Below are 22,546 nucleotides of genomic sequence, written 5' to 3'. Positions count from 1 at the left end.
CCGCCCTTTATTTCCAGATATTCAACGGCGACATGATCCAGAAGCCGACCACCACCAGCCACACCACGCAGACCGGAATGAAAATCTTCCAGCCCAGACGCATGATCTGGTCGTAGCGATAGCGCGGGAATGTGGCACGCGCCCAGATGAACACCGACAACAGGAAGAAAACCTTGGCGACGAGCCAAACGATGCCCGGGACAAACGACAGGAAGCCGAACGGTGCGCTCCAGCCGCCGAGGAACAGTGTTGCAGCCAATGCCGAGATCACGATCATGTTGATGTACTCGGCGAGGAAGAACAGCGCGAACGCCATCCCCGAGTAATCGATCATGTGGCCCGCGACGATTTCGGACTCCCCTTCCACCACGTCGAACGGGTGGCGGTTCGTTTCGGCGATGCCCGAGATGAAGTACACGACGAACATCGGCAACAGCGGCAGCCAGTTCCACGACAGGAAGTTCAAGCCGTAGCCCGCGAAGATGCCGCGTTCTTGCGAAGTGACAATGTCCGACAGATTCAGGCTGCCGGAGGTCATCAGCACGACGACCAGCGCGAAGCCCATCGAAATTTCGTACGAGACCATCTGAGCCGCGGCGCGCATGGCGCCGAGGAACGCGTACTTCGAGTTCGACGCCCAGCCGGCCAGGATCACGCCGTACACGCCGATCGACGAAATCGCGATCGCGTACAACAGACCCGCGTTGATGTCGCCGAGCACTGCGCCCGCCTGGAACGGAATCACCGCCCAGACTGCGAAGGCCGGCACCACCACCATGATCGGCGCGATCAGGTAGATCCAGCGGCTCGCCTGAGCCGGCTGAATCACTTCCTTCAGCAACAGCTTCAGCACGTCGGCGATCGGTTGCAGCAAACCTGCGGGGCCGACGCGATTCGGGCCGAGACGCACGTGCATCCAGCCGATCAGCTTACGCTCCCAGAGAATCAGGTAAGCCACGCACAGCAGGATCACGACGGCCACCACCAGAATGCGCACCAGTGCCCACACCGTGGGCCATGCCACACCGAGAAGCTGGGTGCCGCCCGAGTTGATCGTATCGAACAAGCTCATTTACGCCTTCTCCACCACCAGTTCACCGAACAGGCTGCCCAGCGCCGCACCGGCAGGCGTAGCCGCCGATACGCGGACGACCGTCTCCGCAAGATTCGCGTCGCGCACGGCCGGCAACTGCACCGATTGCTCGCCCTGGCGCACGCTCACTGCGTCGCCTTCCTTCAAACCCAGTTTGTCGAACAGCGCGGCCGGCAGCCCGACCGAGTTCGCCGAGCGCGCCGCTGCCGTCAGATGCAGCGATTCCGCGCGGCGCACCAGCGCGTCCGCGTGATAGATAGGCACGTCGGCGATACGCTCGAACTTGCCGTCTGCCGCCTTCGCTGCCTTGCCGCGTGTCACCGCGAGGCCCGTCTTGTTCGACAGACGCGACGTCAGCTCGCCGTCGCCGAGCGCCGCCGAGCGCACTTCTTCTGCCGTGTCGAATTCGAAGCCCGGGACGCCCAGCAGGCTGCCCAGCACGCGCAATACCTTCCATGCCGGACGCGTATCGCCGAGCGGACGCACGACGCCATTGAACGTTTGCACCGTACCTTCGGCATTGACGAACGTGCCGGCCGTTTCCGTGAACGGTGCGATCGGCAACAGCACGTCGGCGTATTCGGCGCCCGTCTGGAACGGCGACAGCACGACGACCATTTCAGCCTGCTTGAGCGCGGCCAGAGCCTGTGCCGGATTGGCGGTGTCGAACTCCGGTTCGACGTTCAGCAGCACATAACCCTTACGTGGTTGCTCGAACACTTCGCGAGCGTTCAGACCGCCTTCGCCCGGCAATGCGTTGACAATGTGCGCGCCGACCGTGTTCGCGGCCTCCGTGAGGAAACCCAGCGTCGCGCCGGTCGCATCAGCAATCCATTGCGCCGCGGCGTGAATGGCGGCGAAGTCCGGATGCCGGACCGCACCGTTGCCGAGCAGCACGAGGCGCCGTTCGCCGGTGGCAAGCAACTTCGCGACCTGTTTGTTGGCGTCTGTCGGCTGCATGCCGGCGAAGGCTTCAGGCAAGGCAACGCCGTTCGCCTCCGCGACCGCGCCGGCCATGCCAGCCAGTGCATCGAGCCAGCCCGACGGAGCCGCAACCACGCGTTGCGCTTGCGGAATCAGGGCGTCGTCGTTGGTGGCTTGCAAGAGCGTGAGCTTCGTGCCGCTCTTTGCTGCTTGACGCAATCGCGCGGCGAACAGCGGATGATCGCGGCGCAGATCCGAACCGATCACCAATGCGGCGTCGAGGTTCGACAGATCGGCGATCGCCGTGCCGAGCCACGGCGCGCCGTTGACCGGTGCCGAGAAATCCGACTGGCGCAGACGGAAGTCGACGTTAGGCGTGCCGACCGCTTGCGCGAGTTGCTTCAACAGGAACAGTTCTTCGACCGTGCTGTGGGCGCTGCCCAGTGCGGCCAGCGCGTTTGCGCCGTGGTCGCTCTTGATGCCCTTCAGACCCTTGACCACGTAGTCAAGCGCGCTTTGCCAATCGGTCTCGACCCACTTGCCGCCTTGCTTGAGCATCGGCTGCGTCAGGCGTTCCGGGCTGTTCAGGCCTTCATACGAGAAGCGGTCCTTGTCCGAAATCCAGCATTCGTTGATGGATTCGTTTTCGAACGGCAGAACTCGCATCACGCGGTTGTTCTTCACTTGCACCACTAGGTTCGCGCCGACGGAATCGTGCGGGCTCACCGACTTGCGGCGCGACAGTTCCCACGTGCGGGCGCTGTAGCGAAACGGCTTGCTGGTCAGCGCGCCGACCGGGCACAGATCGATCATGTTGCCCGACAGTTCCGAGTCGACCGTCTTGCCGACGAACGACGTAATTTCCGAATGTTCGCCGCGGCCCAGCATGCCGAGTTCCATCACGCCGGCAACTTCCTGGCCGAAACGCACGCACCGCGTGCAGTGAATGCAACGCGACATTTCTTCCATCGAGATCAGCGGGCCGACATTCTTGTGGAACACGACGCGCTTTTCTTCGCTATACCGCGACGACGACTTGCCGTAACCGACCGCCAGATCCTGCAACTGACACTCGCCGCCCTGGTCGCAGATCGGGCAATCCAGCGGGTGATTGATCAGCAGGAATTCCATCACGGCTTGCTGGCCCTTCACCGCCTTCTCGGACTTGGTGCGCACGATCATGCCCGCCGACACCGGCGTGGCGCATGCAGGCACGGCCTTCGGCATCTTTTCGACATCGACCAGACACATCCGGCAGTTGGCCGCAATCGACAGCTTCTTGTGATAGCAGAAGTGAGGAATGTACGTGTCGACCTTATGCGCAGCCTGGATCACCATGCTGCCTTCAGGCACCTCTACTTTCTTGCCGTCTATTTCAAGTTCAACCATGATGGTCAATCTTCCTTAACCTGTTACCGCTCAATCGTTCGCCCTGTCCATCGCCCGCTTCAGGCGATGAATCCTGCGGTTGACGTGTTCTTCTGGTGCTGGATAGCCAACTCGGTAGCCGACTCAGGCAGCCACTGTTTCCGGCGCCGCCACACCGGCATGACCGCCGACGAGGCAATGCTTGTGGGCAACGTGATATTCGAATTCGTCCCAGTAGTGCTTGAGCATGCCGCGTACCGGCATCGCCGCTGCATCGCCGAGCGCGCAGATTGTGCGGCCCATGATGTTTTCAGCGACCGAGTTCAGCAGATCCAGATCTTCCGGACGGCCGAGCCCATGCTCGATACGATGCACGACGCGGTAGAGCCAGCCGGTGCCTTCGCGACACGGCGTGCATTGACCACACGACTCTTCGTAATAGAAATACGACAGACGCAGCAGCGAGCGCACCATGCAGCGCGTCTCGTCCATCACGATAACCGCGCCCGAACCGAGCATCGAGCCAGCCTTGGCGATCGCGTCGTAGTCCATGTCGGTCTGCATCATGATGTCGCCCGGGATCACCGGCGCCGACGAACCGCCAGGAATCACGGCCTTGATCTTCTTGCCGCCACGGATGCCGCCGGCGAGCTCCATCAGCGTCGCGAATGGCGTGCCGAGCGGAATTTCATAGTTGCCCGGACGCTCGACGTCGCCGGAGACCGAGAAGATCTTCGTGCCGCCGTTGTTCGGCTTGCCGATCTCGAGGTAATTCTGCGGACCGACCGCGAGCAGGAACGGCACCGCCGCGAACGTCTCGGTGTTGTTGATCGTGGTGGGCTTGCCGTACACGCCGAAGCTCGCCGGGAACGGCGGCTTGAAGCGCGGCTGGCCTTTCTTGCCTTCGATCGACTCGAGCAGCGCGGTTTCTTCGCCGCAGATATAGGCGCCGTAACCGTGGTGCGCATGGAGCTCAAAGGAGAAGCCCGAACCCATGATGTTCGCGCCGAGGAACCCGGCGCGGCGAGCTTCGTCCAGCGCTTCTTCAAAGCGCTTGTAGACTTCCCAGATTTCGCCGTGGATATAGTTGTAGCCGACCGTGATGCCCATCGCGTACGCGCCGATCGCCATGCCTTCGATCAGCGAGTGCGGATTGAAGCGAAGGATATCGCGATCCTTGAACGTGCCCGGCTCGCCTTCGTCCGAATTGCAGACGAGATATTTTTGCCCCGGAAACTGACGCGGCATGAAGCTCCACTTCAGGCCGGTCGGGAAGCCTGCACCCCCACGTCCGCGCAGACCCGACGCCTTGACGTCGGCGATGACCTGTTCGGGCGGAATCTTTTCTTCCAGAATGCGGCGCAGCTGGGCGTAACCGCCGCGCGCCACATAGTCTTCGAGATGCCAGTTGTCGCCGTTCAGGCCGGCGAGAATCAGCGGTTTGATGTGACGATCGTGTAAAGACGTCATTTCGAAAGTTCCTCGAGCAGCTGGTCGATCTTCTCGCGGCTCATGAAGCTGCACATGCGATGGTTGTTCACCAGCATCACCGGCGCGTCGCCGCACGAACCCATGCACTCACCTTCTTTGAGGGTGAACTTGCCGTCCGCCGTGGTTTCGCCGAAGTCGATGCCGAGCTTCTGCTTCAGATATTCAGCAGCGCTGTCGGCACCGCCGTCCGGGCCGAGCTGGCACGGCAGGTTCGTGCAGAGCGTGATCTTGTGCTTGCCGACCGGCGAGGTCTCATACATCGTGTAGAAGGTAGCCACCTCCTGCACGGCGACTGCCGGCATGCCGAGATAGTCCGCGACGAACTGCATGAGTTCGGGCGACAGCCAGCCATGCTCTTCCTGAGCAGTGGCCAACGCCGACATCACGGCGGACTGTTTCTGATCGGCGGGATACTTCGCGATCGCGCGATCGATTTCTTTCAGGCCTTCAGCTGAGATCATTTTCAGACACGACTCTTTCAATTCCTACCGAACGAAAACCTGCCGCTCACACAATGCTGCGACAGACCCGGCGTTCCTTTGCTTGACGCGCGCTTCGGTGCAATCTGAAGACGCGCGCCGATGAATACGTCCTAGCGATCCACTTCGCCGAACACGATGTCCTGCGTGCCGATGATCGTCACAGCATCGGCGATCATGTGACCGCGCGCCATTTCATCGAGAGCGGACAAGTGCGCATAGCCCGGTGCGCGGATCTTCAGACGATACGGCTTGTTCGCGCCGTCCGAGATCAGGTAGATACCGAACTCGCCCTTCGGATGTTCGACGGCCGCGTAGGCTTCGCCTTCAGGCACGTGGAAGCCCTCCGTGAAGAGCTTGAAGTGGTGAATCAGCTCTTCCATGTTCGACTTCATGCCGACGCGCGACGGCGGCGCAACTTTGTGATTGTCGATCATCACAGGACCGGAATTCTTACGCAGCCAATCAATGCACTGTTTCACAATCCGCGTGGATTGGCGCATTTCTTCCACACGAACCAGATACCGGTCATAACAATCGCCATTGACGCCGACCGGAATGTCGAAATCGAGCTTGTCATAGACTTCGTACGGCTGCTTCTTGCGCAGATCCCACTCGATACCCGAGCCGCGCAGCATCGCGCCGGTCATGCCAAGTTGCAGCGCGCGTTCCGGGCTGACTACGCCGATACCAACCAGACGCTGCTTCCAGATGCGGTTGTCGGTGAGCAGCGTTTCGTACTCGTCTACGCACTTCGGGAAACGCGTGAAGAAATCGTCGATGAAGTCGAGCAGCGAACCCTGGCGGTTCTCGTTCATCTTCGACAACGCCTTCGCATTGCGAATCTTCGATGCCTTGTATTGCGGCATCGCATCCGGCAGATCGCGATACACGCCACCCGGACGGTAATACGCCGCGTGCATCCGTGCGCCGGACACAGCTTCGTACACGTCCATCAGGTCTTCGCGTTCACGAAACGCATACAGAAACACCGCCATCGCGCCGACGTCGAGCGCGTGTGCGCCGATCCACATCAAGTGGTTCAGCACGCGCGTGATTTCGTCGAACATGACGCGGATGTATTGCGCGCGCACCGGCACGTCGATGCCGAGCAGCTTTTCGATCGCCATCACATAGCCGTGCTCGTTGACCATCATCGACACGTAGTCGAGACGGTCCATGTACGGCACGGACTGGATAAACGTTTTGGTTTCCGCGAGCTTTTCAGTCGCACGATGCAGCAGGCCGATATGCGGATCGGCGCGCTGAATGACTTCGCCGTCGAGTTCGAGCACAAGGCGCAGCACGCCGTGCGCTGCCGGGTGCTGCGGGCCGAAGTTGAGCGTGTAGTTCTTGATCTCTGCCATGGCGTTCTCTTAGTGTTTCAGACCGCCATAGTGATCCTCGCGGATCACGCGCGGCGTGATTTCCCGCGGCTCGATCGTCACAGGCTGATAGACGACGCGCTTCTCTTCCGGGTCGTAACGCATTTCGACGTAGCCGGAGACGGGGAAATCTTTGCGGAACGGGTGACCGATGAAACCGTAGTCGGTCAGGATACGGCGCAGGTCCGGATGACCTTCGAAAACGATTCCGTACAGGTCGAATGCTTCGCGCTCGTACCAGTTGGCCGAATTCCAGATTTCGACGACAGACGGGAGGATCGGCACTTCGTCGTCCGGTGCGAACACGCGCACACGCAGACGCCAGTTGTTCTGCACTGACAACAGATGCAGCACGGCCGCGAAACGCGGGCCGTCGTATGCGCCGTCGGCGTAGGTCTGGTAGTCGACGCCACACAGATCGATCAACTGCTCGAAGCCGAACGAGCGATCGTCACGCAGACGCGTTGCCACGTTGAGGTAGTCGCCAGGCTTCACGACGATCGTCAACTCACCGATTGCCTCGGTAGTGCTCAGCAGGAGGCCGCCAAAGGCCGCCTCGAGGTTCGCTTTCAGGGTCTCGAGTTTGCTTGCCATATTGTGGGGGAGGCGTTGGCCTTATTGACGGGCGATGGTGTTGGTGCGGCGGATCTTGGCCTGCAACTGGATCACGCCGTACACCAGCGCTTCCGCCGTAGGCGGGCAACCCGGTACGTAGACGTCGACCGGCACGATCCGGTCGCAGCCGCGCACTACCGAATAGGAATAGTGGTAGTAGCCGCCGCCGTTCGCGCACGAGCCCATCGAGATCACCCAGCGCGGTTCCGCCATCTGGTCGTAGACCTTGCGCAGAGCAGGCGCCATCTTGTTGCACAGCGTGCCGGCGACGATCATCACGTCCGACTGACGCGGACTGGGACGAAACACCACACCAAAACGGTCGAGGTCATAACGGGCAGCACCCGCATGCATCATCTCGACCGCACAACACGCAAGACCGAACGTCATCGGCCACAAGGAGCCAGTGCGCGTCCAGTTGATCAGCTTGTCAGCCGTGGTGGTGACAAACCCTTCCTTCAAGACCCCTTCGATACTCATTTGCTTTCCACTCCAGACGGGGTGGCAAGCCAGGCCACCCACGCAAACCGGCGATTAATCCATCATTCCCAGTCGAGGCCGCCCTTCTTCCAGATATAGGCGAAGCCCAGCAGGAATTCGAGCAGGAAAATCATCATCGCCATGAAACCCGTCCAACCGATGTCGCGCAGGGCTACCCCCCACGGGAACAGGAACGCGGTTTCAAGATCGAAAATGATGAAGAGAATGGCGACGAGGTAGTAGCGCACATCGAACTTCATGCGCGCATCTTCGAATGCTTCGAAGCCGCACTCGTACGGTGCGTTTTTCTCGGTATCGGGCTTGTTGGGACCGAGGATCTTGCCGATACTGACCAGTGCTACGCCTAAACCGGTGCCCACAATGAGGAACAACAAGACGGGGAAATAGGCTGCGAGGTTCAAGACTATCCTCAATCGGTTGGTTCTGAGTGCCGTCAGGAGCATAGCACTTCTGACGCGAAATCACTTCGGGATGCTCAACTTGGCAAGCCCAACGCAAGCAGCGAGCCAGAAGTGAAAATGCCAGCCGGAGCGAAGCAAGCGGCTGGCATTCGATAACATTGGTGCCGACGGCGAGACTCGAACTCGCACAGCTTTCGCCACTACCCCCTCAAGATAGCGTGTCTACCAATTTCACCACGTCGGCACTGTATGCAATCCGGGAAAACAACTTATAAAACCCGCGAATCGCTTCAAGACTTGAATTGTAACTTGTCTAAACAGTTTGTTCAACGCACAAAAGGCACTTTGAACGAAAAATTTATTTCGGCACGTCCTGGCCCGGGACGGATGCAGCCGACGCCGGCAATGCAGCCGAAGCACCTGCCGGCGCGGATGCAGCGGAAGCCGCAACCGGAGCAGTCACCGCCGCGCCCAGCAAGCCTGCAGAGGGTTTCGCACGATACGCACCGAGATACGTCAGTGTCAACGTGGTGACGAAAAACACCGCCGCCAGAACCGCTGTTGTACGCGACAGAAAGTTCGCCGAACCCGTCGCACCGAACAAGCTGCCCGACGCGCCGCTACCAAAAGCAGCGCCCATATCGGCGCCCTTGCCGTGCTGCAGCAAGACGAGGCCGATGACCCCGAGCGCCGACAACAACTGAACGACGATAATCAATGTTTTCAAATACAGCATTACACTCACCTGAGTCTTTATTTAACCGCGCCACACGAGGTGTGCCGCGCGGGATTGGGTCATCCTCGCCGAGGCGCCCTGCTTAACCGGCGACGCTTGCCGCGCCCGCCGCTTTGCAGATCGCCAGGAAATCCTGGTCTTTCAACGACGCGCCGCCGATCAGGCCACCGTCGATATCCGGCTGACAGAACAATTCTTCCGCGTTCTCCGGCTTCACGCTGCCGCCATACAACACCGGCACGTCCGCAACAGCCGCGCCCTTTGCCGCAAGACGCGAACGCAGAAATGCGTGAACGGCCTGCGCCTGCTCCGACGTCGCACTCTTGCCGGTGCCGATGGCCCACACTGGCTCATACGCAACAACGATACGCGCCGCCTCTTGCGCCGACAATTTCGCCAGCACTTCATCCAGTTGCGCGCCGACTACCTGCTCGGTCGAACCGGCCTCGCGTTCTTCGAGCGTTTCGCCGACGCAAACGATCGGCGTCAAGCCCGCTTCCAGTGCACGCTGTGCCTTCACCGCCACCAGTTCCGCGCTTTCGCGATGGTAGGCGCGGCGCTCCGAATGTCCGACGATAGCCAGCGCCGCGCCGAAATCCACGACCATCTGCGCCGCCACTTCGCCGGTATAAGCACCGTGCGTGAAGGCGGACACGTCCTGCACGCCCCACACGACCCGGCTGCCTTCCAGCAACGCTTGCGTCTGCGCAAGATACGGACACGGCACACAGACGCCGACACGCACGTCGGCCGGCAATTCGTCGGCGCCCTGCACTACCGCCTGCAACAGCGCGGCGTTATCGGCGAGGCGCCCGTGCATCTTCCAGTTACCGACTACCAGTTTGGCTCGTTGTTTCGACATCGTCTCGTCTTGTCGTGGCGGCGGACTTCGCTTGGCGCCATGCCTCGCGCCTTGATTGCGCTGACAGTCCGCCTTTCGGATTTACGCGGCGTGCGCAAAACGCGCAATTTTACTGCGTGGGGTGGATCGGGTCAAACCGGCCTCGTCAAGCGTCCTGACCCCAAGTCAATACGATCTTGCCGACGTGCAGACTGCTTTCCATCAGTGCATGCGCGTCGGCAGCCTGCGCCGCCGGAAACACGCGGTACACCACCGGCTTGATGCGGCCTTCCTCGAGAAGCGGCCACACGCGCTCTTTCAGTTGCGCGGCAATCTTCGCCTTGAATTCGCTCGGCCGCGGACGCAGCGTCGAGCCGGTCACCGTCAGACGACGGCGCAGCACTTCGTTCAGATTCACTTCCGCCTTCGCGCCGCCGAGCAACGCGATCACCACGATGCGCCCGCCGTCGGCCAGCGCCGACAGCTCACGCGGCACGTAGTTGCCGGCCACCATGTCGAGAATCACGTCGACGCCGCGATCGTTCGTCAGCGACTTGATGACTTCGACGAAATCTTCAGTCTTGTAGTTGATCGCGCGCTCCGCGCCGAGCGCTTCGCATGCGCGACACTTTTCGTCCGAACCGGCAGTGGCGAACACGCGAAAACCGAGTGCGTGCGCAATCTGGATCGCCGTGACACCGATGCCGCTCGAACCGCCCTGCACCAGCAGGGTCTCATTCGGCCCACCTTCGCCAGCGCCAAGTTGTGCGCGGTCGAAGACGTTGCTCCACACCGTGAAAAACGTCTCCGGCAGCGAAGCCGCCTCCACATCCGACAGACCCGCCGGCACGGGCAAGCACTGCAGCAGCGGCGCCGCCACATATTCCGCGTAGCCGCCGCCCGCCAGCAGCGCGCACACGCGATCGCCGCTCTTCAGACCGAATGGGTTGTTCTTTTCGTCGATCGTGCCGCCGACAATCTCGCCCGCCACTTCGAGCCCCGGCAAATCCGACGCGCCCGGCGGCGGCGCATAGCCACCCTTGCGCTGGAACACGTCCGGACGGTTGATGCCCGAAGCCGCCACCTTGATCAGCACCTCGCCCGCTTTCGGCTGCGGCATCGGCCGCTCCGCCAGTTTCAGGACTTCCGGCGCGCCGAATTCAGTGATTTCGATCGCTCTCATCTGCGTCAACTCCAAGATTGGATTGCGTTGCGTACCAGCGCCCAGGACGAAATCCCTCGCCCCGAAGGAAGTCCCCTTGGGGGATTGGGGAACACGAATCGTCCGAACGGCCACGAAGCGCTCCATGCAAACAGAGTACCCGCTTTCACTCGTCTTCATCTGGTCGCAGTGCAAACCATCCTGCACCCTGCATGAAAAACGGCCGGCGCGCATTCACGCTGCCGGCCGTTGCCTTCTACCGCATTACTGCGGCGTCGGCTCGCCTTGCGGCGCGCCCGACGCGGCGTCGTTCAGCAACGCCTTGGCCGACAAACGCACGCGACCCTTTTCGTCAGTCTGGATGACCTTGACCTTCACTTGCTGGCCATCCTTCAGGTAGTCGTTGATGTCCTTGATACGCTCGTTGGCGATTTCGGAGATGTGCAGCAGACCGTCCTTGCCCGGCAGGATGTTCACGATCGCGCCGAAATCGAGCAGCTTGAGCACGGTACCTTCGTACACCTGGCCCACTTCGACTTCCAGCGTGATGTTCTCGATACGCTTCTTCGCTTCGGCCATCCCTTCGCTGCTCGTGCTCGCAATGGTGACGACGCCGTCGTCCGAAATGTCGATCGTCGTACCGGTTTCTTCAGTCAGCGCGCGAATCACCGAACCACCCTTGCCGATCACGTCGCGGATCTTTTCCGGGTTGATCTTGATGGTGATCATGCGCGGTGCGAACTCCGACAGTTGCGTGTTCGCGCCGGACACCGCCGAGGTCATCTTGCCGAGGATGTGCATACGGCCTTCCTTCGCTTGCGCGAGGGCGACCTGCATGATTTCCTTGGTGATGCCCTGGATCTTGATGTCCATTTGCAGCGCGGTCACGCCTTGCTCGGTACCCGCCACCTTGAAGTCCATATCGCCGAGATGGTCTTCGTCGCCGAGAATGTCGGTCAGCACGGCAAACTTGTTGCCTTCGAGGATCAGGCCCATCGCGATGCCAGCGACGTGCGCCTTCATCGGCACGCCGGCGTCCATCAGTGCGAGGCAGCCGCCGCACACCGAAGCCATCGACGACGAACCGTTCGATTCGGTGATTTCCGACACGACTCGGATCGAGTAGCCGAATTCGTCGGCGCTCGGCAGGCACGCGGCCAGTGCGCGCTTGGCCAGACGGCCGTGGCCGATTTCACGGCGCTTCGGCGAACCGACGCGGCCCGTTTCGCCGGTCGCGAACGGAGGCATGTTGTAGTGGAGCATGAAGCGCTCGCGGTATTCGCCTTCGAGCGCGTCGATGTTCTGCTCGTCGCCCTTGGTGCCCAGCGTCGCGACAACCAGCGCCTGCGTTTCGCCGCGCGTGAACAGCGCCGAGCCGTGCGTACGCGGCAGCACGCCGGTACGGATTTCGATCGGGCGCACAGTGCGCGTGTCGCGGCCGTCGATACGCGGCTCGCCGTTCAGGATCTGCGTGCGGACGATCTTCGCTTCGATGTCGAACAGCACGTTGCCGACGGTCGCCTTGTCGGCCGCCACCGCACCACCTGCCGCGGCTTCTTCTTCCAGCTTCGCGGACACGGCGCCGTAGACTTCCTTCAGCTTGGCCGAACGCGCCTGCTTGTCGCGAATCTGGTAAGCGGCGAGCAAATCGGCTTGCGCCAGTTCCGCCACGCGTGCGATCAGCGGCTCGTTCTTCGCCGCCGGCTGCCAATCCCATTCCGGCTTGCCGCCTTCGCGGACCAGATCATGAATCGCGTCGATCGCGATCTGCATTTGCTCGTGGCCGAACACCACGGCGCCGAGCATCACTTCTTCGCTCAGTTGCTGCGCTTCCGATTCCACCATCAGCACCGCGCGTTCCGTACCCGCGACGACCAGGTCGAGCGCCGAGTCCTTCATTTGCGGACGCGTCGGGTTCAGCACGTATTCGTTGTTGATGTAGGCCACGCGCGCTGCGCCGACCGGGCCGTTGAACGGCAGACCGGACACGGCGAGCGCCGCCGACGCGCCGATCAGCGCGGGGATGTCAGCGGGGATTTCAGGGTTCAGCGACAGGACGTGGATCACGACCTGGACTTCGTTGTAGAAGCCTTCCGGGAACAGCGGGCGCAGCGGGCGGTCGATCAGGCGCGAAATCAGCGTTTCGCCTTCCGACGGACGGCCTTCGCGGCGGAAGAAGCCACCCGGGATCTTGCCGGCGGCATAGGTCTTTTCGAGGTAGTCGACGGTCAGCGGGAAGAAGTCCTGGCCCGGCTTGGCCGTCTTGGCGCCGACCACTGTAGCCAGCACAACGGTGTCTTCGACGTCGACGATCACTGCGCCGCTCGCCTGGCGGGCGATTTCGCCCGTTTCGAGGCGAACCTTATGCTGTCCCCACTGAAACTCTTTGACGACTTTATTGAACATAGTCATTGCTTTTCCTCATCGTAATGCCGCGCGAACCAGAAGCGGCGCGGCAACGCCAGAACCGGCGCCACATGGGAAGAGTAGTGTTATGCCATTCCAGAGAACCACGCTCTACGCGCGCGAACCGCTGGAATGACACAAAGCCCTGCCCTGCAGCCCGGCCGTGTTTCTCTTTTTTACTGCTTATTTACTGCTTTTTCCGCTCCGCGCCACATGCGCAGGCACGTTAGCGCGGACAACAGACGGTGCGCATCACATGAAGCGCACCGTTCAAAAACAAAATGCCTGTATCAGCGGAACTGACACAGGCATCTTGCTGAACGACTGGCCGATTACTTACGCAGACCCAGCTTCTCGATCAGTGCGCGGTAACGATCCGCGTCCTTGCCCTTCAGGTAGTCGAGCAGCTTACGACGACGGCTCACCATGCGCAGCAGACCGCGGCGGCTGTGGTGATCTTTCGTGTGTTCCTTGAAGTGCGTGGTCAGTTCGTTGATGCGGGTCGTGAGCAGCGCGACCTGAACTTCGGGGGAGCCGGTGTCGTTAGCGGCGCGTGCGAATTGCGCAACGACTTCGGACTTCTTGCTTGTTTCAACTGCGGACATGTCGATTTCCTTGAGAACTAGACAGGCGGTCACGGAAGAAAGGCCGTGCCGTGGGTTACCCGTATTACAACGGGACGCGTATTGTAGCACAGCCCAAACCGGCCGCGAACCCTGCTCTGCCGGACCGGATCAGGGGCGCTTTGGCCGGCTTATGGTCGATTCATGGCCGCTTCATGGCAGATTCACGGTCGATTCATGGCCGCTTCATCCGGCAGACGGTCGGCGGCACGGTACGCTCGGGCGACAACGCCAGCACCGTCCGAAAGCCGTACCCAGAGCCTTCGTTATCGAAATGCACGCCCGGCGAACCTGCCCTGTCCATCTCCATCACGTAAAGGGGCTGGATCAGCTGATGGTCGTCGGCGCGCATCCACGAGGCATGGAAGCCGTTGTCGAACCTGATCCCCTCCAACGCCTTAGCAACGACTGCCGGGTTGGCGCTGCCGACGCGGCCCATCGCCTCGGCGAGCGTTTCGATCATCAGCGACATGCGCAGCACCGGGTAATCGTCTTGCGCGGCGGGGAAACGGGCGCGAAACGCTGCGTACCAGGCGTCGGAAGCCGCGCCGCCTGCGTTCGGGTGCCATTCGGCCACCGCGATCACGTGCTTGACGCCGGCGTCGCCCAACGCCGCTGACGCACCGAGACTATTGCCGTAGAACGTGTAGAACTTCGTATCGAGGCCCTGCTCGCGCGCCGCCTTGACGAGCAGCGTCAGGTCGTTGCCCCAGTTGCCGGTGATGACCGCATCCGCCCCGCTCGCGCGGATTTTCGCGATGTACGGCGCGAAATCCTTGACGCGGCCGATCGGGTGAAATTCGTCGCCGACAACGGCAATATCGGGACGCTTCGCAGCCAGCGCCGAGCGCGCGAGGCCGCTGACATCGTGGCCAAAGCTGTAGTCCTGGTTCAGCAGATAGACCTTCTTGACCGCTTTGTCGCGTTGGATCACGTCGGCGAGCGCCTCCATGCGCATGCCCGCGTGCGCGTCGAAGCGGAAATGCCAGAAGCTGCAATTAGCGTTGGTCAGTGCGGGATCGCCGGCGGAATAGTTGAGGAACAACTCGCGGTTCTCCGGCTCGCGGCTGTTCTGCTTGTCGATCGCGCCGATCAGCGCGGCCGCGACCGCCGAACTGTTGCCTTGCAGGATGTAGCCGATGTGCCGGTCGGCCGCCGCGCGCAGTTGCACCAGCGCTTCTTCGGTGCTGCCCTTGCTGTCCAGCACGACCAGTTCGAGCGGATGTGAACCATCGGCAAGTTTGACGCCGCCATGCGCATTCACCTGCTCCACGCCGAACCGCAGATTGCGCTCCACTGCCGCGCCTGCATTGGCGAACGGGCCGGACATGCCTTCAATCAGCGCGAGCTGGATCGGCGCACCAGCCGGCTTGCTGATCGCCGCGCCTGCTGCTCCGTTTGCCGCTCCGTTTGCTGCTCCGTTTGCTGCTCCGTTTGCTGCTTTGTTCGCTGCTCCGTTAGCGACCCCGTTTGCCGCCCCGCTCGCCACCCCAGCCGTCGTCGCGCCCGCTGCATGGACTGCCGCAGCCATTGAAACCACCACCAGCGCCCCAGCCGCCGCCCGTTGCCACTTCGCCATCGTCCTTGCCCCGACTGAATCGTTCGAAGCGCGGATCATAGGGCGTTCGCGACGGAATAAGCAAGCCGGCCAGCTCGTTCCATGCCTGCGGCGAAGCCTCGCATCAAGCACAAATCTTTTGCCGCAGCACGTGTCAAAATAATGCGGCTCGATGATAAAAACCGCTATGCAAAAGCCATCGGAGGAATTCATGTTCAACCGCCACCATTCCAAGGCGGACTCAACCGGCGTGCCCGCCGCCACTCGCCTGCGCCGTGCCGCGCTCGCCTGCCTGAGCGCGTTGACGCTAGCCGGTTGCGTGCAGCCGTGGCAGCAATATCAGCAAGGTGCGGACGAGTCGACCATCGTCGCGCGACTCGGCCCGCCACGCGAAATCTACGATCTGCCGAACGGCGGCAAGCGCCTCATGTGGCCAACGCAACCGATGGGCGAAACCACCACCGCCGCCGACATCGACGCCGCCGGCAAGATCGTCAACGTACGCCAGGTGCTCCAGCCCAACGAGTTCTACCGCGCGGAAATCGGCAAGTGGACCAAGAGCGACGTACTCGTCAATTTCGGCCGTCCCGTCGAAACCTCGTACTTCCCGCTCATGAAGCGCGAGGTCTGGACCTACCGTTATCAGGAAGACAACGTCTGGTACATGATGTACAACTTTTATTTCGACGCTCAGGGCATCGTGCGGCTCACGCAGAAAACCCCCGATCCGCTGCACGATCCGGATCGCCGCAACCTGTTCTGAGCATTCCTTCCTAATCAGGATGCATGGATCTACCAAGCCGCCGTTTCAGGCGGCTTTTTTTTATTTATTCCGCATGACAGCGAATTTTATTTCACACACAGCGGTTTAATTTTTTGATAGAAAGGCTTTAGTAAGAATACATTCGACATTTGACCGCGCGTCTGCCGCGCCGCCGGCACGCGGGCGCCAGGTCACAGCCGATTTGCCTCACTTCCGGAGCCGCTATCGATGAACCGTCCCAAACGCCTGCTGGTCGCCAACGTTGCATGGGCCCACGAAACCGCTGCGCGCAACCCCGATTTCTTCCGCGATCTGGTGCGGGGCCAGAATCCACACGTGCTGTGGATCGGCTGCTCGGACAGCCGCGTGCCCGCCGAAACCATCACACATTGCGAGCCCGGCGACCTGTTTGTTCACCGCAATATCGCCAACCTCTTTCATCCCGATGACGACAACTCCGCAAGCGTCCTCGAATACGCGGTGCGGGTTTTGAAGGTCGGTCACGTAATCGTCTGCGGACACTATGGCTGTGGCGGCGTGCGCGCCGCGCTGTTGCCGCCGGAACCGCGGCTGCCGCACGTCAACCGGCGGATCGCGCCTTTATGCGCGTTGGCGCAAACCCATCGCGGCGAACTCGAAGGGCACGTTGGCGAGCGTGCCCGCATCGATCGCCTCGCCGAACTGAACGTGCTCGAACAGGTTCGCCAGTTACGCGCGAGTCCGATCGTGCAGGAAGCCGAGTCACTGCCGCTCGTTCACGGCTGGATCTTCGCTCTCGAGGATGGGCGCATCAAGGTACTCACGTCCGGCTATGAAGCCGACGACGCGACGGCTTGCACGGCGATCGCCCGCAGCGCCGCGTAGCGCACCGCGCCGGCACCCACGCACTTCGATTTCGCGTTGCCGGCTTTGCTCGCACACAAGACACACTCACTCACCTGCACCGACACCATGAATCTTCGAGCTTTTTTCTCCACGTTTCAGCGCGATCTGTTTGCGGGCACAGTCGTTTTTCTCGTGGCGCTGCCGCTATGTCTGGGCATCGCCAATGCATCGGGCGTCGAGCCGTTCGCCGGGCTGGTATCGGGCATCGTCGGCGGCCTGGTGGTGGCCGTGCTGAGCGGTTCGCGGCTGAGCGTGAGCGGCCCGGCGGCGGGCCTCGTCGTGATCGTCGTCGACGGGATCGCGCAACTCGGCAGCTTTGCCGCTTTCCTGCTGGCCGTCTTGCTGTCGGGCGTGATCCAGTTCGGCTTCGGCATGCTGAAGGCCGGCCGGTTCGCCGCCTATGTGCCGTCGCCGGTCATCAAAGGCATGCTGGCGGCGATCGGCGTGCTGCTGATCGTCAAGCAATTCCCGCTTGCGCTCGGGCTGTTCGGCCCGCACGCGTCGGCAGCATCATCGGCGTCGCAAGCCGCCGTCCACGTGGCCGGCACGGTAACGACGCCGATCGGCTCGATCTCGCTCGCCGCATGCGCAATCACGCTGCTGTCGCTGGCGATTCTGGCCGGCTGGGAAACGCGCGCGTTGCGCCGCTTCGCGCTGGTGCGCCTCGTACCGGCACCGCTCGCGGTGGTTTTGTTCGGCATCGGCGCGACCCTGCTGCTCGGCTTGCTGGCGCCGTCTATCGCGCCAGCCGCCGAGCATCGCGTCGCGCTGCCGCCGCTCGAATCGTTCGCCGCGTTGAGCGTTGCGATGGAATGGGCCGACTTCGGGCCGCACTTCGCGCAGCTCGTGAATCCCGACGTCTGGCGCGTGGCCGTTACGCTCGCGATCGTCGCGAGTCTGGAGACGCTGCTCAGTCTCGAAGCGGTCGAACAGATTGATCCGCAACGCCGTCCGGCGCCGCCGGATCGCGAGTTGAAGGCGCAAGGCATCGGCAATCTGATTGCCGGCGCGATCGGCGGCCTGCCGATCACCTCGGTGATCGTGCGCAGTTCCGCCAATGTGCATGCGGGCGCGCAGAGCCGGCTGTCAGCGATCATCCACGGTGTTTTGCTGCTGGTGAGCGTGTTTGCGCTCACCAGCGTCATCAACCTGATTCCGCTGGCCTGCCTTGCGGCGATCCTGATCTTCACCGGTCTCAAGCTGGCCAAGCCGTCGTTGTTCGTCGCTGTCGCGAGGCAAGGCTTCGCGCCGTTTGCACCGTTCATCGTCACGCTGGTCGGCGTGCTCGCCACCGATCTGCTGATCGGCATCCTGCTCGGCATTCTGTGCAGCGTGCTGCTTGCGCTGTATGCGAACCTGCGCAGCCCGATCGTGCTCGCGCAGCACGGCGATCACTATCTGCTGTCGTTTCGCAAAGATGTGTCGTTTCTCGGCAAGGTGCCGCTGAAGCACTATCTGCAGCAGATTCCCGATGGCGCGACTTTGATCGTCGACGCGACGCGCGCCGATTTCGTCGATCACGAAGTGCGTGAGCTGCTCGACGCGTTTGTCGCCGATGCGCCGCGCCGTGAGATCGCCGTCGAAGTGCGACATCAGGTCCAGGCGCAGGCACGCGCGGCGCGCGGTTGGTCGATGCGGCGCACCGCTGCGGAGTAGCGGCAGCACACGCACGCGCTGCATCGAGCACGCGACGCAAAAAAACGAAGCCCCGTGCTTTTCAACGCACAGGGCTTCGATTATCACGGGTTAGCAGGAACGCAATCAGCGCCCTGCATCCTCCTCATTCCGAACGTTGCGGATTCAACTTGTCCACGTTCGAATAGAGCTTGTTGAGCGCCGAGATATAGGCCTTCGCGGAAGCCGCGACGATGTCCGGATCGGTGCCCACGCCGTTGACGATGCGCCCACTCTTCGACAGCCGCACGGTCACTTCGCCCTGCGCCTGCGTACCGGTGGTAATCGCGTTGACCGAATACAGCAGCAATTCCGAGCCGCTGCCGACTTCCGTTTCGATCGCATTGAGCGTGGCATCGACCGGACCGTTGCCGCGCGCTTCGCCGGTCACTTCCTTGCCTTCCACGGAGAACACGACCTTCGCGTGCGGCTGCTCGCCGGTTTCCGAATGCTGCGACAGCGACAGGAACTTGTAGTGCTCCTTTTCCTGCGCCTCGGCCGATTCCTCGGTCACGATCGCGATGATGTCTTCGTCGAAGATTTCAGCCTTGCGGTCGGCCAGTTCCTTGAAGCGCGCGAATGCCGTGTTCAGCTCGGCTTCGCTATCGAGCGCGATGCCCAGTTCCTGCAGACGCTGCTTGAATGCGTTGCGACCCGACAGCTTGCCGAGCACGATCTTGTTCGCGCTCCAGCCCACATCTTCGGCACGCATGATTTCATAGGTGTCGCGCGCTTTCAGCACGCCGTCCTGATGGATGCCCGACGCGTGCGCAAACGCGTTCGCACCGACCACTGCCTTGTTCGGCTGCACGACAAAACCGGTGATCTGCGACACCAGTTTCGATGCTGGCACGATCTGCGTCGTATCGAGACCGATATCGAGGCCGAAGTAATCCTTGCGAGTCTTCACGGCCATCACGATTTCTTCGAGCGACGTATTGCCCGCGCGCTCGCCGAGACCGTTGATCGTGCACTCGACCTGACGCGCGCCGCCGATCTTCACGCCGGCCAGCGAGTTCGCCACTGCCATGCCGAGGTCGTTATGGCAATGCACGGAGAACACCGCCTTATGCGAGTTCGGAATGCGCTCGCGCAACGTCTTCACGAGCTGGCCGTACAGCTCCGGCACGCCATAGCCGACCGTGTCCGCGATATTGATGGTGGTCGCGCCTTCCGCGATCACGGCTTCCAGCACGCGGCACAGGAAATCCATATCCGAGCGGCTGCCGTCTTCCGGCGAAAACTCGACGTCGTCAGTGAACTTGCGCGCGAAGCGCACGGCCAGCTTCGCCTGCTCGAATACCTGATCCGGCGTCATGCGCAGCTTCTTTTCCATGTGCAGCGGCGACGTTGCGATGAACGTGTGGATGCGGGAACGATCAGCGGGCTTGAGCGCGTCAGCGGCGCGCTGGATGTCTTTGTCGTTGGCGCGGGCGAGCGAACAGATCGTGCTGTCCTTGATCAGTCCCGCAATGGTGTGGATCGAATCGAAGTCACCGTTCGAGCTGGCCGCGAAGCCTGCTTCGATCACGTCCACCTTCATCCGCTCCAGCTGCTTCGCGATGCGGATTTTTTCTTCTTTCGTCATCGACGCACCGGGCGATTGTTCGCCGTCACGCAAAGTCGTGTCGAATATGATCAGTTTGTCGGCCATGTCGGGTCTCCTGAGGAGTCGGTCAATTGTGGGGATCGGATATTGGAATTCGGGTGTTTGCGCCACCGCTGGCGACGCTCAACCACAGACGAGGCAGACGGAGGGCGAAAACGATCAGCGCGGTAGACGCACTAGCGCTGGCGCGCCTAGCGGCGCACGTTGAAACGCTTGTTGATACTTGCCGGAGAGCGTGAACGCAGTCATCCAACGACTATAGCGGCATTCCCCCCGTCGTGCAATTGGCGTCACACCTGCCTCCGGGCGGCCTCGGGCGTCGCTCGCACCAGGAAAAACGGCGGCCCGAAGGCCGCCGTTTTTCCATCCCGGCACACGAATGTGATGCCGCGCCAACTTGCCAGACTCAGTTGCCACGCTTACTTGTCACACCGACTCGCCGCGCCTACCTGTCGCGTTGCACCGAGCGCGCCGGATTCGCCCTGCCGCGCATCGCCTGATAGCCCCAGAACGCATAGCCCGACAGACCATACAGCACGAACAGGCCGAACAGCATCAGCGGCGGATCGGACGACACCAGCACGAACGCGACCACCACCAGCAGAATCACGCCGAACGGCACGCGATGCCGCACGTCGAGCGCCTTGCCGCTATAGAAGGGCGCGTTCGACACCATCGTCACACCGGCGTAGATGGTCAGCACAAAAGCAACCCACGGCAGCCACACCAGCTTGAGGGGCACGCGGTTATCGGTGGCGAGCCACACGAAACCGGCAATCAGCGCCGCCGCGGCCGGACTCGGCATGCCCTGGAAGAAGCGCTTGTCGACCACGCCGATGTTCGTATTGAAGCGCGCAAGACGCAACGCCGCCCCCGAACAGTAGACGAACGCCGCAAGCCAGCCCCAGCGGCCCAGATCCTTCAGGACCCACTCGTACATCACGAGTGCCGGCGCCACGCCGAACGACACCATGTCCGACAGGCTGTCGAACTGTTCGCCGAAGGCGCTCTGCGTATGCGTCATGCGGGCGACGCGGCCGTCCATGCCGTCGAGCACCATGGCGACAAAGATCGCGATGGCCGCGACTTCGAAGCGCACGTTCATTGCCTGCACCACGGCGAAGAAGCCGCAGAAGAGCGCCGCGGTGGTGAACGCGTTCGGCAGCAGATAAATGCCACGCTTTCTCAGGAACTGCTGACGCTGCGCGCGCCGGCTGTCGACTGCGGAAGGCTCCGCCACGATCGGCTTGTTGCGGCGAAACGGACGCGGCAGCGGTCCATTGCTGCGGGGTCGACGCGGTTTGAATGCGGCCATCGGAAAACCTCCTTTGTGCCGCTTTATAGTTCAGCGAGGATCGTGGACGACGCGGAAACCTTCTCGCCGATCGACACCCGCGGACGGCTGCCCACCGGCAGATACACGTCGACGCGCGAGCCAAACCGGATGAATCCATAACGTTGACCACGCGTGAGCGGCTCACCCGCCCGAACGTAGCAAAGAATACGACGCGCAATCAGACCGGCGATCTGCACCGAGGTCACCGTCTGACCGCCGGCCATTTCGATCACCACCGCGTTGCGCTCGTTTTCGAGCGAAGCCTTGTCCACCGCCGCGTTCAGATACGCGCCCGGGAAATATTCGACCTTGGAGATCGCACCGTCCACCGGCGAGCGTTGCGAGTGGACGTTGAAAACGTTCATGAACACGCTGATCTTCAGCGCCTCACGGTTGGCATACGGATCATGCGCTGTTTCGACTGCGACGATGCGGCCGTCGGCCGGGCACAGCACGGCATTCGCCTGAGTCGGAATCGGGCGTGCCGGATCGCGGAAGAACTGCACCACGAAGATCAGGATCAGCCAGAACAGCCATGCAAAGCCGAACCCCGCGAAGGCATGAACCAGCAATGCTACGACGGCCGCGATGGCGATGAACGGCCAGCCTTCTCGCGCGATGATCGGATGAGGGTAATTCATGGATGGCTTCTGTATTTTTGTAAAACCGTAGGATAGCAAAAGCCGCCCAGGGTTC

20 protein-coding genes and 1 tRNA gene are annotated in these 22,546 nt (G+C 61.9%); 3 read left to right on the top strand and 18 right to left on the bottom strand.

Annotation, left to right across the window (positions count from 1 at the left end):
• Positions 1-7 precede the first annotated feature (7 nt).
• From nuoH to DLM46_RS18905, 15 genes are all read right to left on the bottom strand, one after another.
• The gene (nuoH, locus tag DLM46_RS18975) at positions 8-1,072 is read right to left on the bottom strand and encodes an NADH-quinone oxidoreductase subunit NuoH (protein WP_115102490.1); all 1,065 of its coding nucleotides are present in this window, start codon (positions 1,070-1,072) and stop codon (positions 8-10) included.
• A complete protein-coding gene (nuoG, locus tag DLM46_RS18970) occupies positions 1,073-3,406 on the bottom strand; it encodes an NADH-quinone oxidoreductase subunit NuoG (protein WP_115102488.1) in 2,334 nt (777 codons plus the stop codon).
• A gap of 123 nt (positions 3,407-3,529) precedes the next feature.
• Positions 3,530-4,855, bottom strand: a complete 1,326-nt coding sequence (gene nuoF, locus DLM46_RS18965; protein WP_115102486.1) for an NADH-quinone oxidoreductase subunit NuoF — start codon at positions 4,853-4,855, stop codon at positions 3,530-3,532.
• Positions 4,852-5,337, bottom strand: coding sequence for an NADH-quinone oxidoreductase subunit NuoE (gene nuoE / locus DLM46_RS18960; protein ID WP_115102484.1), 486 nt, complete (start codon positions 5,335-5,337; stop codon positions 4,852-4,854). Before nuoE ends, nuoF begins: the two co-directional genes overlap by 4 nt.
• Before the next feature lie 131 nt (positions 5,338-5,468).
• Positions 5,469-6,722 (bottom strand): NADH-quinone oxidoreductase subunit D, encoded by a 1,254-nt coding sequence (locus DLM46_RS18955; protein ID WP_115102482.1) that lies wholly within the window; start codon positions 6,720-6,722, stop codon positions 5,469-5,471.
• 9 nt (positions 6,723-6,731) lie between these two features.
• Positions 6,732-7,334, bottom strand: coding sequence for an NADH-quinone oxidoreductase subunit C (locus DLM46_RS18950; RefSeq protein WP_115102479.1), 603 nt, complete (start codon positions 7,332-7,334; stop codon positions 6,732-6,734).
• A gap of 21 nt (positions 7,335-7,355) precedes the next feature.
• Positions 7,356-7,835, bottom strand: a complete 480-nt coding sequence (locus tag DLM46_RS18945; RefSeq protein ID WP_006052903.1) for a NuoB/complex I 20 kDa subunit family protein — start codon at positions 7,833-7,835, stop codon at positions 7,356-7,358.
• Between the two features lie 62 nt (positions 7,836-7,897).
• The gene (locus DLM46_RS18940) at positions 7,898-8,257 is read right to left on the bottom strand and encodes an NADH-quinone oxidoreductase subunit A (protein WP_025496704.1); all 360 of its coding nucleotides are present in this window, start codon (positions 8,255-8,257) and stop codon (positions 7,898-7,900) included.
• Positions 8,258-8,416: 159 nt separating this feature from the next.
• A tRNA-Leu gene (locus DLM46_RS18935) sits at positions 8,417-8,501 on the bottom strand.
• Positions 8,502-8,615: 114 nt separating this feature from the next.
• Positions 8,616-8,993: a preprotein translocase subunit SecG gene (gene secG, locus DLM46_RS18930; RefSeq protein ID WP_115102477.1), complete on the bottom strand. Its 378-nt coding sequence runs from the start codon at positions 8,991-8,993 to the stop codon at positions 8,616-8,618.
• 82 nt (positions 8,994-9,075) lie between these two features.
• On the bottom strand, positions 9,076-9,855 hold the full coding sequence (gene tpiA, locus DLM46_RS18925; RefSeq protein WP_115102474.1) for a triose-phosphate isomerase: 780 nt from the start codon (positions 9,853-9,855) through the stop codon (positions 9,076-9,078).
• 145 nt (positions 9,856-10,000) lie between these two features.
• A complete protein-coding gene (locus tag DLM46_RS18920) occupies positions 10,001-11,017 on the bottom strand; it encodes an NAD(P)H-quinone oxidoreductase (RefSeq protein WP_115102472.1) in 1,017 nt (338 codons plus the stop codon).
• Positions 11,018-11,260: 243 nt separating this feature from the next.
• On the bottom strand, positions 11,261-13,408 hold the full coding sequence (gene pnp, locus DLM46_RS18915) for a polyribonucleotide nucleotidyltransferase (protein WP_208866300.1): 2,148 nt from the start codon (positions 13,406-13,408) through the stop codon (positions 11,261-11,263).
• A gap of 326 nt (positions 13,409-13,734) precedes the next feature.
• Positions 13,735-14,007 (bottom strand): 30S ribosomal protein S15, encoded by a 273-nt coding sequence (rpsO, locus tag DLM46_RS18910; RefSeq protein WP_115102468.1) that lies wholly within the window; start codon positions 14,005-14,007, stop codon positions 13,735-13,737.
• Positions 14,008-14,200: 193 nt separating this feature from the next.
• Positions 14,201-15,604: a branched-chain amino acid ABC transporter substrate-binding protein gene (locus DLM46_RS18905; protein WP_244306288.1), complete on the bottom strand. Its 1,404-nt coding sequence runs from the start codon at positions 15,602-15,604 to the stop codon at positions 14,201-14,203.
• Between the two features lie 190 nt (positions 15,605-15,794).
• On the opposite strand from DLM46_RS18905, the gene DLM46_RS18900 reads away from it, so the two are divergent.
• From DLM46_RS18900 to DLM46_RS18890, 3 genes are all read left to right on the top strand, one after another.
• On the top strand, positions 15,795-16,346 hold the full coding sequence (locus DLM46_RS18900) for a hypothetical protein (protein ID WP_115102601.1): 552 nt from the start codon (positions 15,795-15,797) through the stop codon (positions 16,344-16,346).
• Positions 16,347-16,574: 228 nt separating this feature from the next.
• On the top strand, positions 16,575-17,210 hold the full coding sequence (locus tag DLM46_RS18895) for a carbonic anhydrase (protein WP_115102462.1): 636 nt from the start codon (positions 16,575-16,577) through the stop codon (positions 17,208-17,210).
• Positions 17,211-17,297: 87 nt separating this feature from the next.
• Positions 17,298-18,887: a SulP family inorganic anion transporter gene (locus tag DLM46_RS18890; RefSeq protein ID WP_115102600.1), complete on the top strand. Its 1,590-nt coding sequence runs from the start codon at positions 17,298-17,300 to the stop codon at positions 18,885-18,887.
• A 124-nt stretch (positions 18,888-19,011) separates the two neighbouring features.
• Here DLM46_RS18890 and DLM46_RS18885 read toward each other — a convergent pair whose 3' ends face one another.
• From DLM46_RS18885 to DLM46_RS18875, 3 genes are all read right to left on the bottom strand, one after another.
• Complete coding sequence (locus DLM46_RS18885; RefSeq protein ID WP_115102460.1) at positions 19,012-20,559, bottom strand: 2-isopropylmalate synthase; 1,548 nt, start codon at positions 20,557-20,559, stop codon at positions 19,012-19,014.
• 400 nt (positions 20,560-20,959) lie between these two features.
• The gene (gene pssA, locus DLM46_RS18880) at positions 20,960-21,829 is read right to left on the bottom strand and encodes a CDP-diacylglycerol--serine O-phosphatidyltransferase (protein WP_115102458.1); all 870 of its coding nucleotides are present in this window, start codon (positions 21,827-21,829) and stop codon (positions 20,960-20,962) included.
• Positions 21,830-21,852: 23 nt separating this feature from the next.
• A complete protein-coding gene (locus DLM46_RS18875) occupies positions 21,853-22,491 on the bottom strand; it encodes a phosphatidylserine decarboxylase (protein WP_115102455.1) in 639 nt (212 codons plus the stop codon).
• Positions 22,492-22,546 lie beyond the last annotated feature (55 nt).

Origin of the sequence: Paraburkholderia lacunae (genome assembly GCF_003353175.1) — a bacterium.
GTDB classification, from domain to species: Bacteria; Pseudomonadota; Gammaproteobacteria; order Burkholderiales; family Burkholderiaceae; genus Paraburkholderia; species Paraburkholderia lacunae.
The sequence above is the reverse complement of the archived record's forward strand: the minus strand, read 5'-3'. Positions and strand labels throughout refer to the sequence as shown.

What these genes read in the sequence shown, in the direction of transcription:
- DLM46_RS18905 (WP_244306288.1), bottom strand. Translation starts at nt 15,604, where the DNA reads ATGGCGAAGTGGCAACGGGCGGCGGCTGGGGCGCTGGTGGTGGTTTCA.
- rpsO (WP_115102468.1), bottom strand. Translation starts at nt 14,007, where the DNA reads ATGTCCGCAGTTGAAACAAGCAAGAAGTCCGAAGTCGTTGCGCAATTC.
- DLM46_RS18895 (WP_115102462.1), top strand. Translation starts at nt 16,575, where the DNA reads ATGAACCGTCCCAAACGCCTGCTGGTCGCCAACGTTGCATGGGCCCAC.
- DLM46_RS18955 (WP_115102482.1), bottom strand. Translation starts at nt 6,722, where the DNA reads ATGGCAGAGATCAAGAACTACACGCTCAACTTCGGCCCGCAGCACCCG.
- nuoF (WP_115102486.1), bottom strand. Translation starts at nt 4,855, where the DNA reads ATGACGTCTTTACACGATCGTCACATCAAACCGCTGATTCTCGCCGGC.
- DLM46_RS18945 (WP_006052903.1), bottom strand. Translation starts at nt 7,835, where the DNA reads ATGAGTATCGAAGGGGTCTTGAAGGAAGGGTTTGTCACCACCACGGCT.
- DLM46_RS18890 (WP_115102600.1), top strand. Translation starts at nt 17,298, where the DNA reads ATGAATCTTCGAGCTTTTTTCTCCACGTTTCAGCGCGATCTGTTTGCG.
- DLM46_RS18920 (WP_115102472.1), bottom strand. Translation starts at nt 11,017, where the DNA reads ATGAGAGCGATCGAAATCACTGAATTCGGCGCGCCGGAAGTCCTGAAA.
- nuoE (WP_115102484.1), bottom strand. Translation starts at nt 5,337, where the DNA reads ATGATCTCAGCTGAAGGCCTGAAAGAAATCGATCGCGCGATCGCGAAG.
- tpiA (WP_115102474.1), bottom strand. Translation starts at nt 9,855, where the DNA reads ATGTCGAAACAACGAGCCAAACTGGTAGTCGGTAACTGGAAGATGCAC.
- DLM46_RS18885 (WP_115102460.1), bottom strand. Translation starts at nt 20,559, where the DNA reads ATGGCCGACAAACTGATCATATTCGACACGACTTTGCGTGACGGCGAA.
- pnp (WP_208866300.1), bottom strand. Translation starts at nt 13,408, where the DNA reads ATGACTATGTTCAATAAAGTCGTCAAAGAGTTTCAGTGGGGACAGCAT.
- DLM46_RS18950 (WP_115102479.1), bottom strand. Translation starts at nt 7,334, where the DNA reads ATGGCAAGCAAACTCGAGACCCTGAAAGCGAACCTCGAGGCGGCCTTT.
- secG (WP_115102477.1), bottom strand. Translation starts at nt 8,993, where the DNA reads ATGCTGTATTTGAAAACATTGATTATCGTCGTTCAGTTGTTGTCGGCG.
- DLM46_RS18900 (WP_115102601.1), top strand. Translation starts at nt 15,795, where the DNA reads ATGTTCAACCGCCACCATTCCAAGGCGGACTCAACCGGCGTGCCCGCC.
- nuoG (WP_115102488.1), bottom strand. Translation starts at nt 3,406, where the DNA reads ATGGTTGAACTTGAAATAGACGGCAAGAAAGTAGAGGTGCCTGAAGGC.
- DLM46_RS18875 (WP_115102455.1), bottom strand. Translation starts at nt 22,491, where the DNA reads ATGAATTACCCTCATCCGATCATCGCGCGAGAAGGCTGGCCGTTCATC.
- nuoH (WP_115102490.1), bottom strand. Translation starts at nt 1,072, where the DNA reads ATGAGCTTGTTCGATACGATCAACTCGGGCGGCACCCAGCTTCTCGGT.
- pssA (WP_115102458.1), bottom strand. Translation starts at nt 21,829, where the DNA reads ATGGCCGCATTCAAACCGCGTCGACCCCGCAGCAATGGACCGCTGCCG.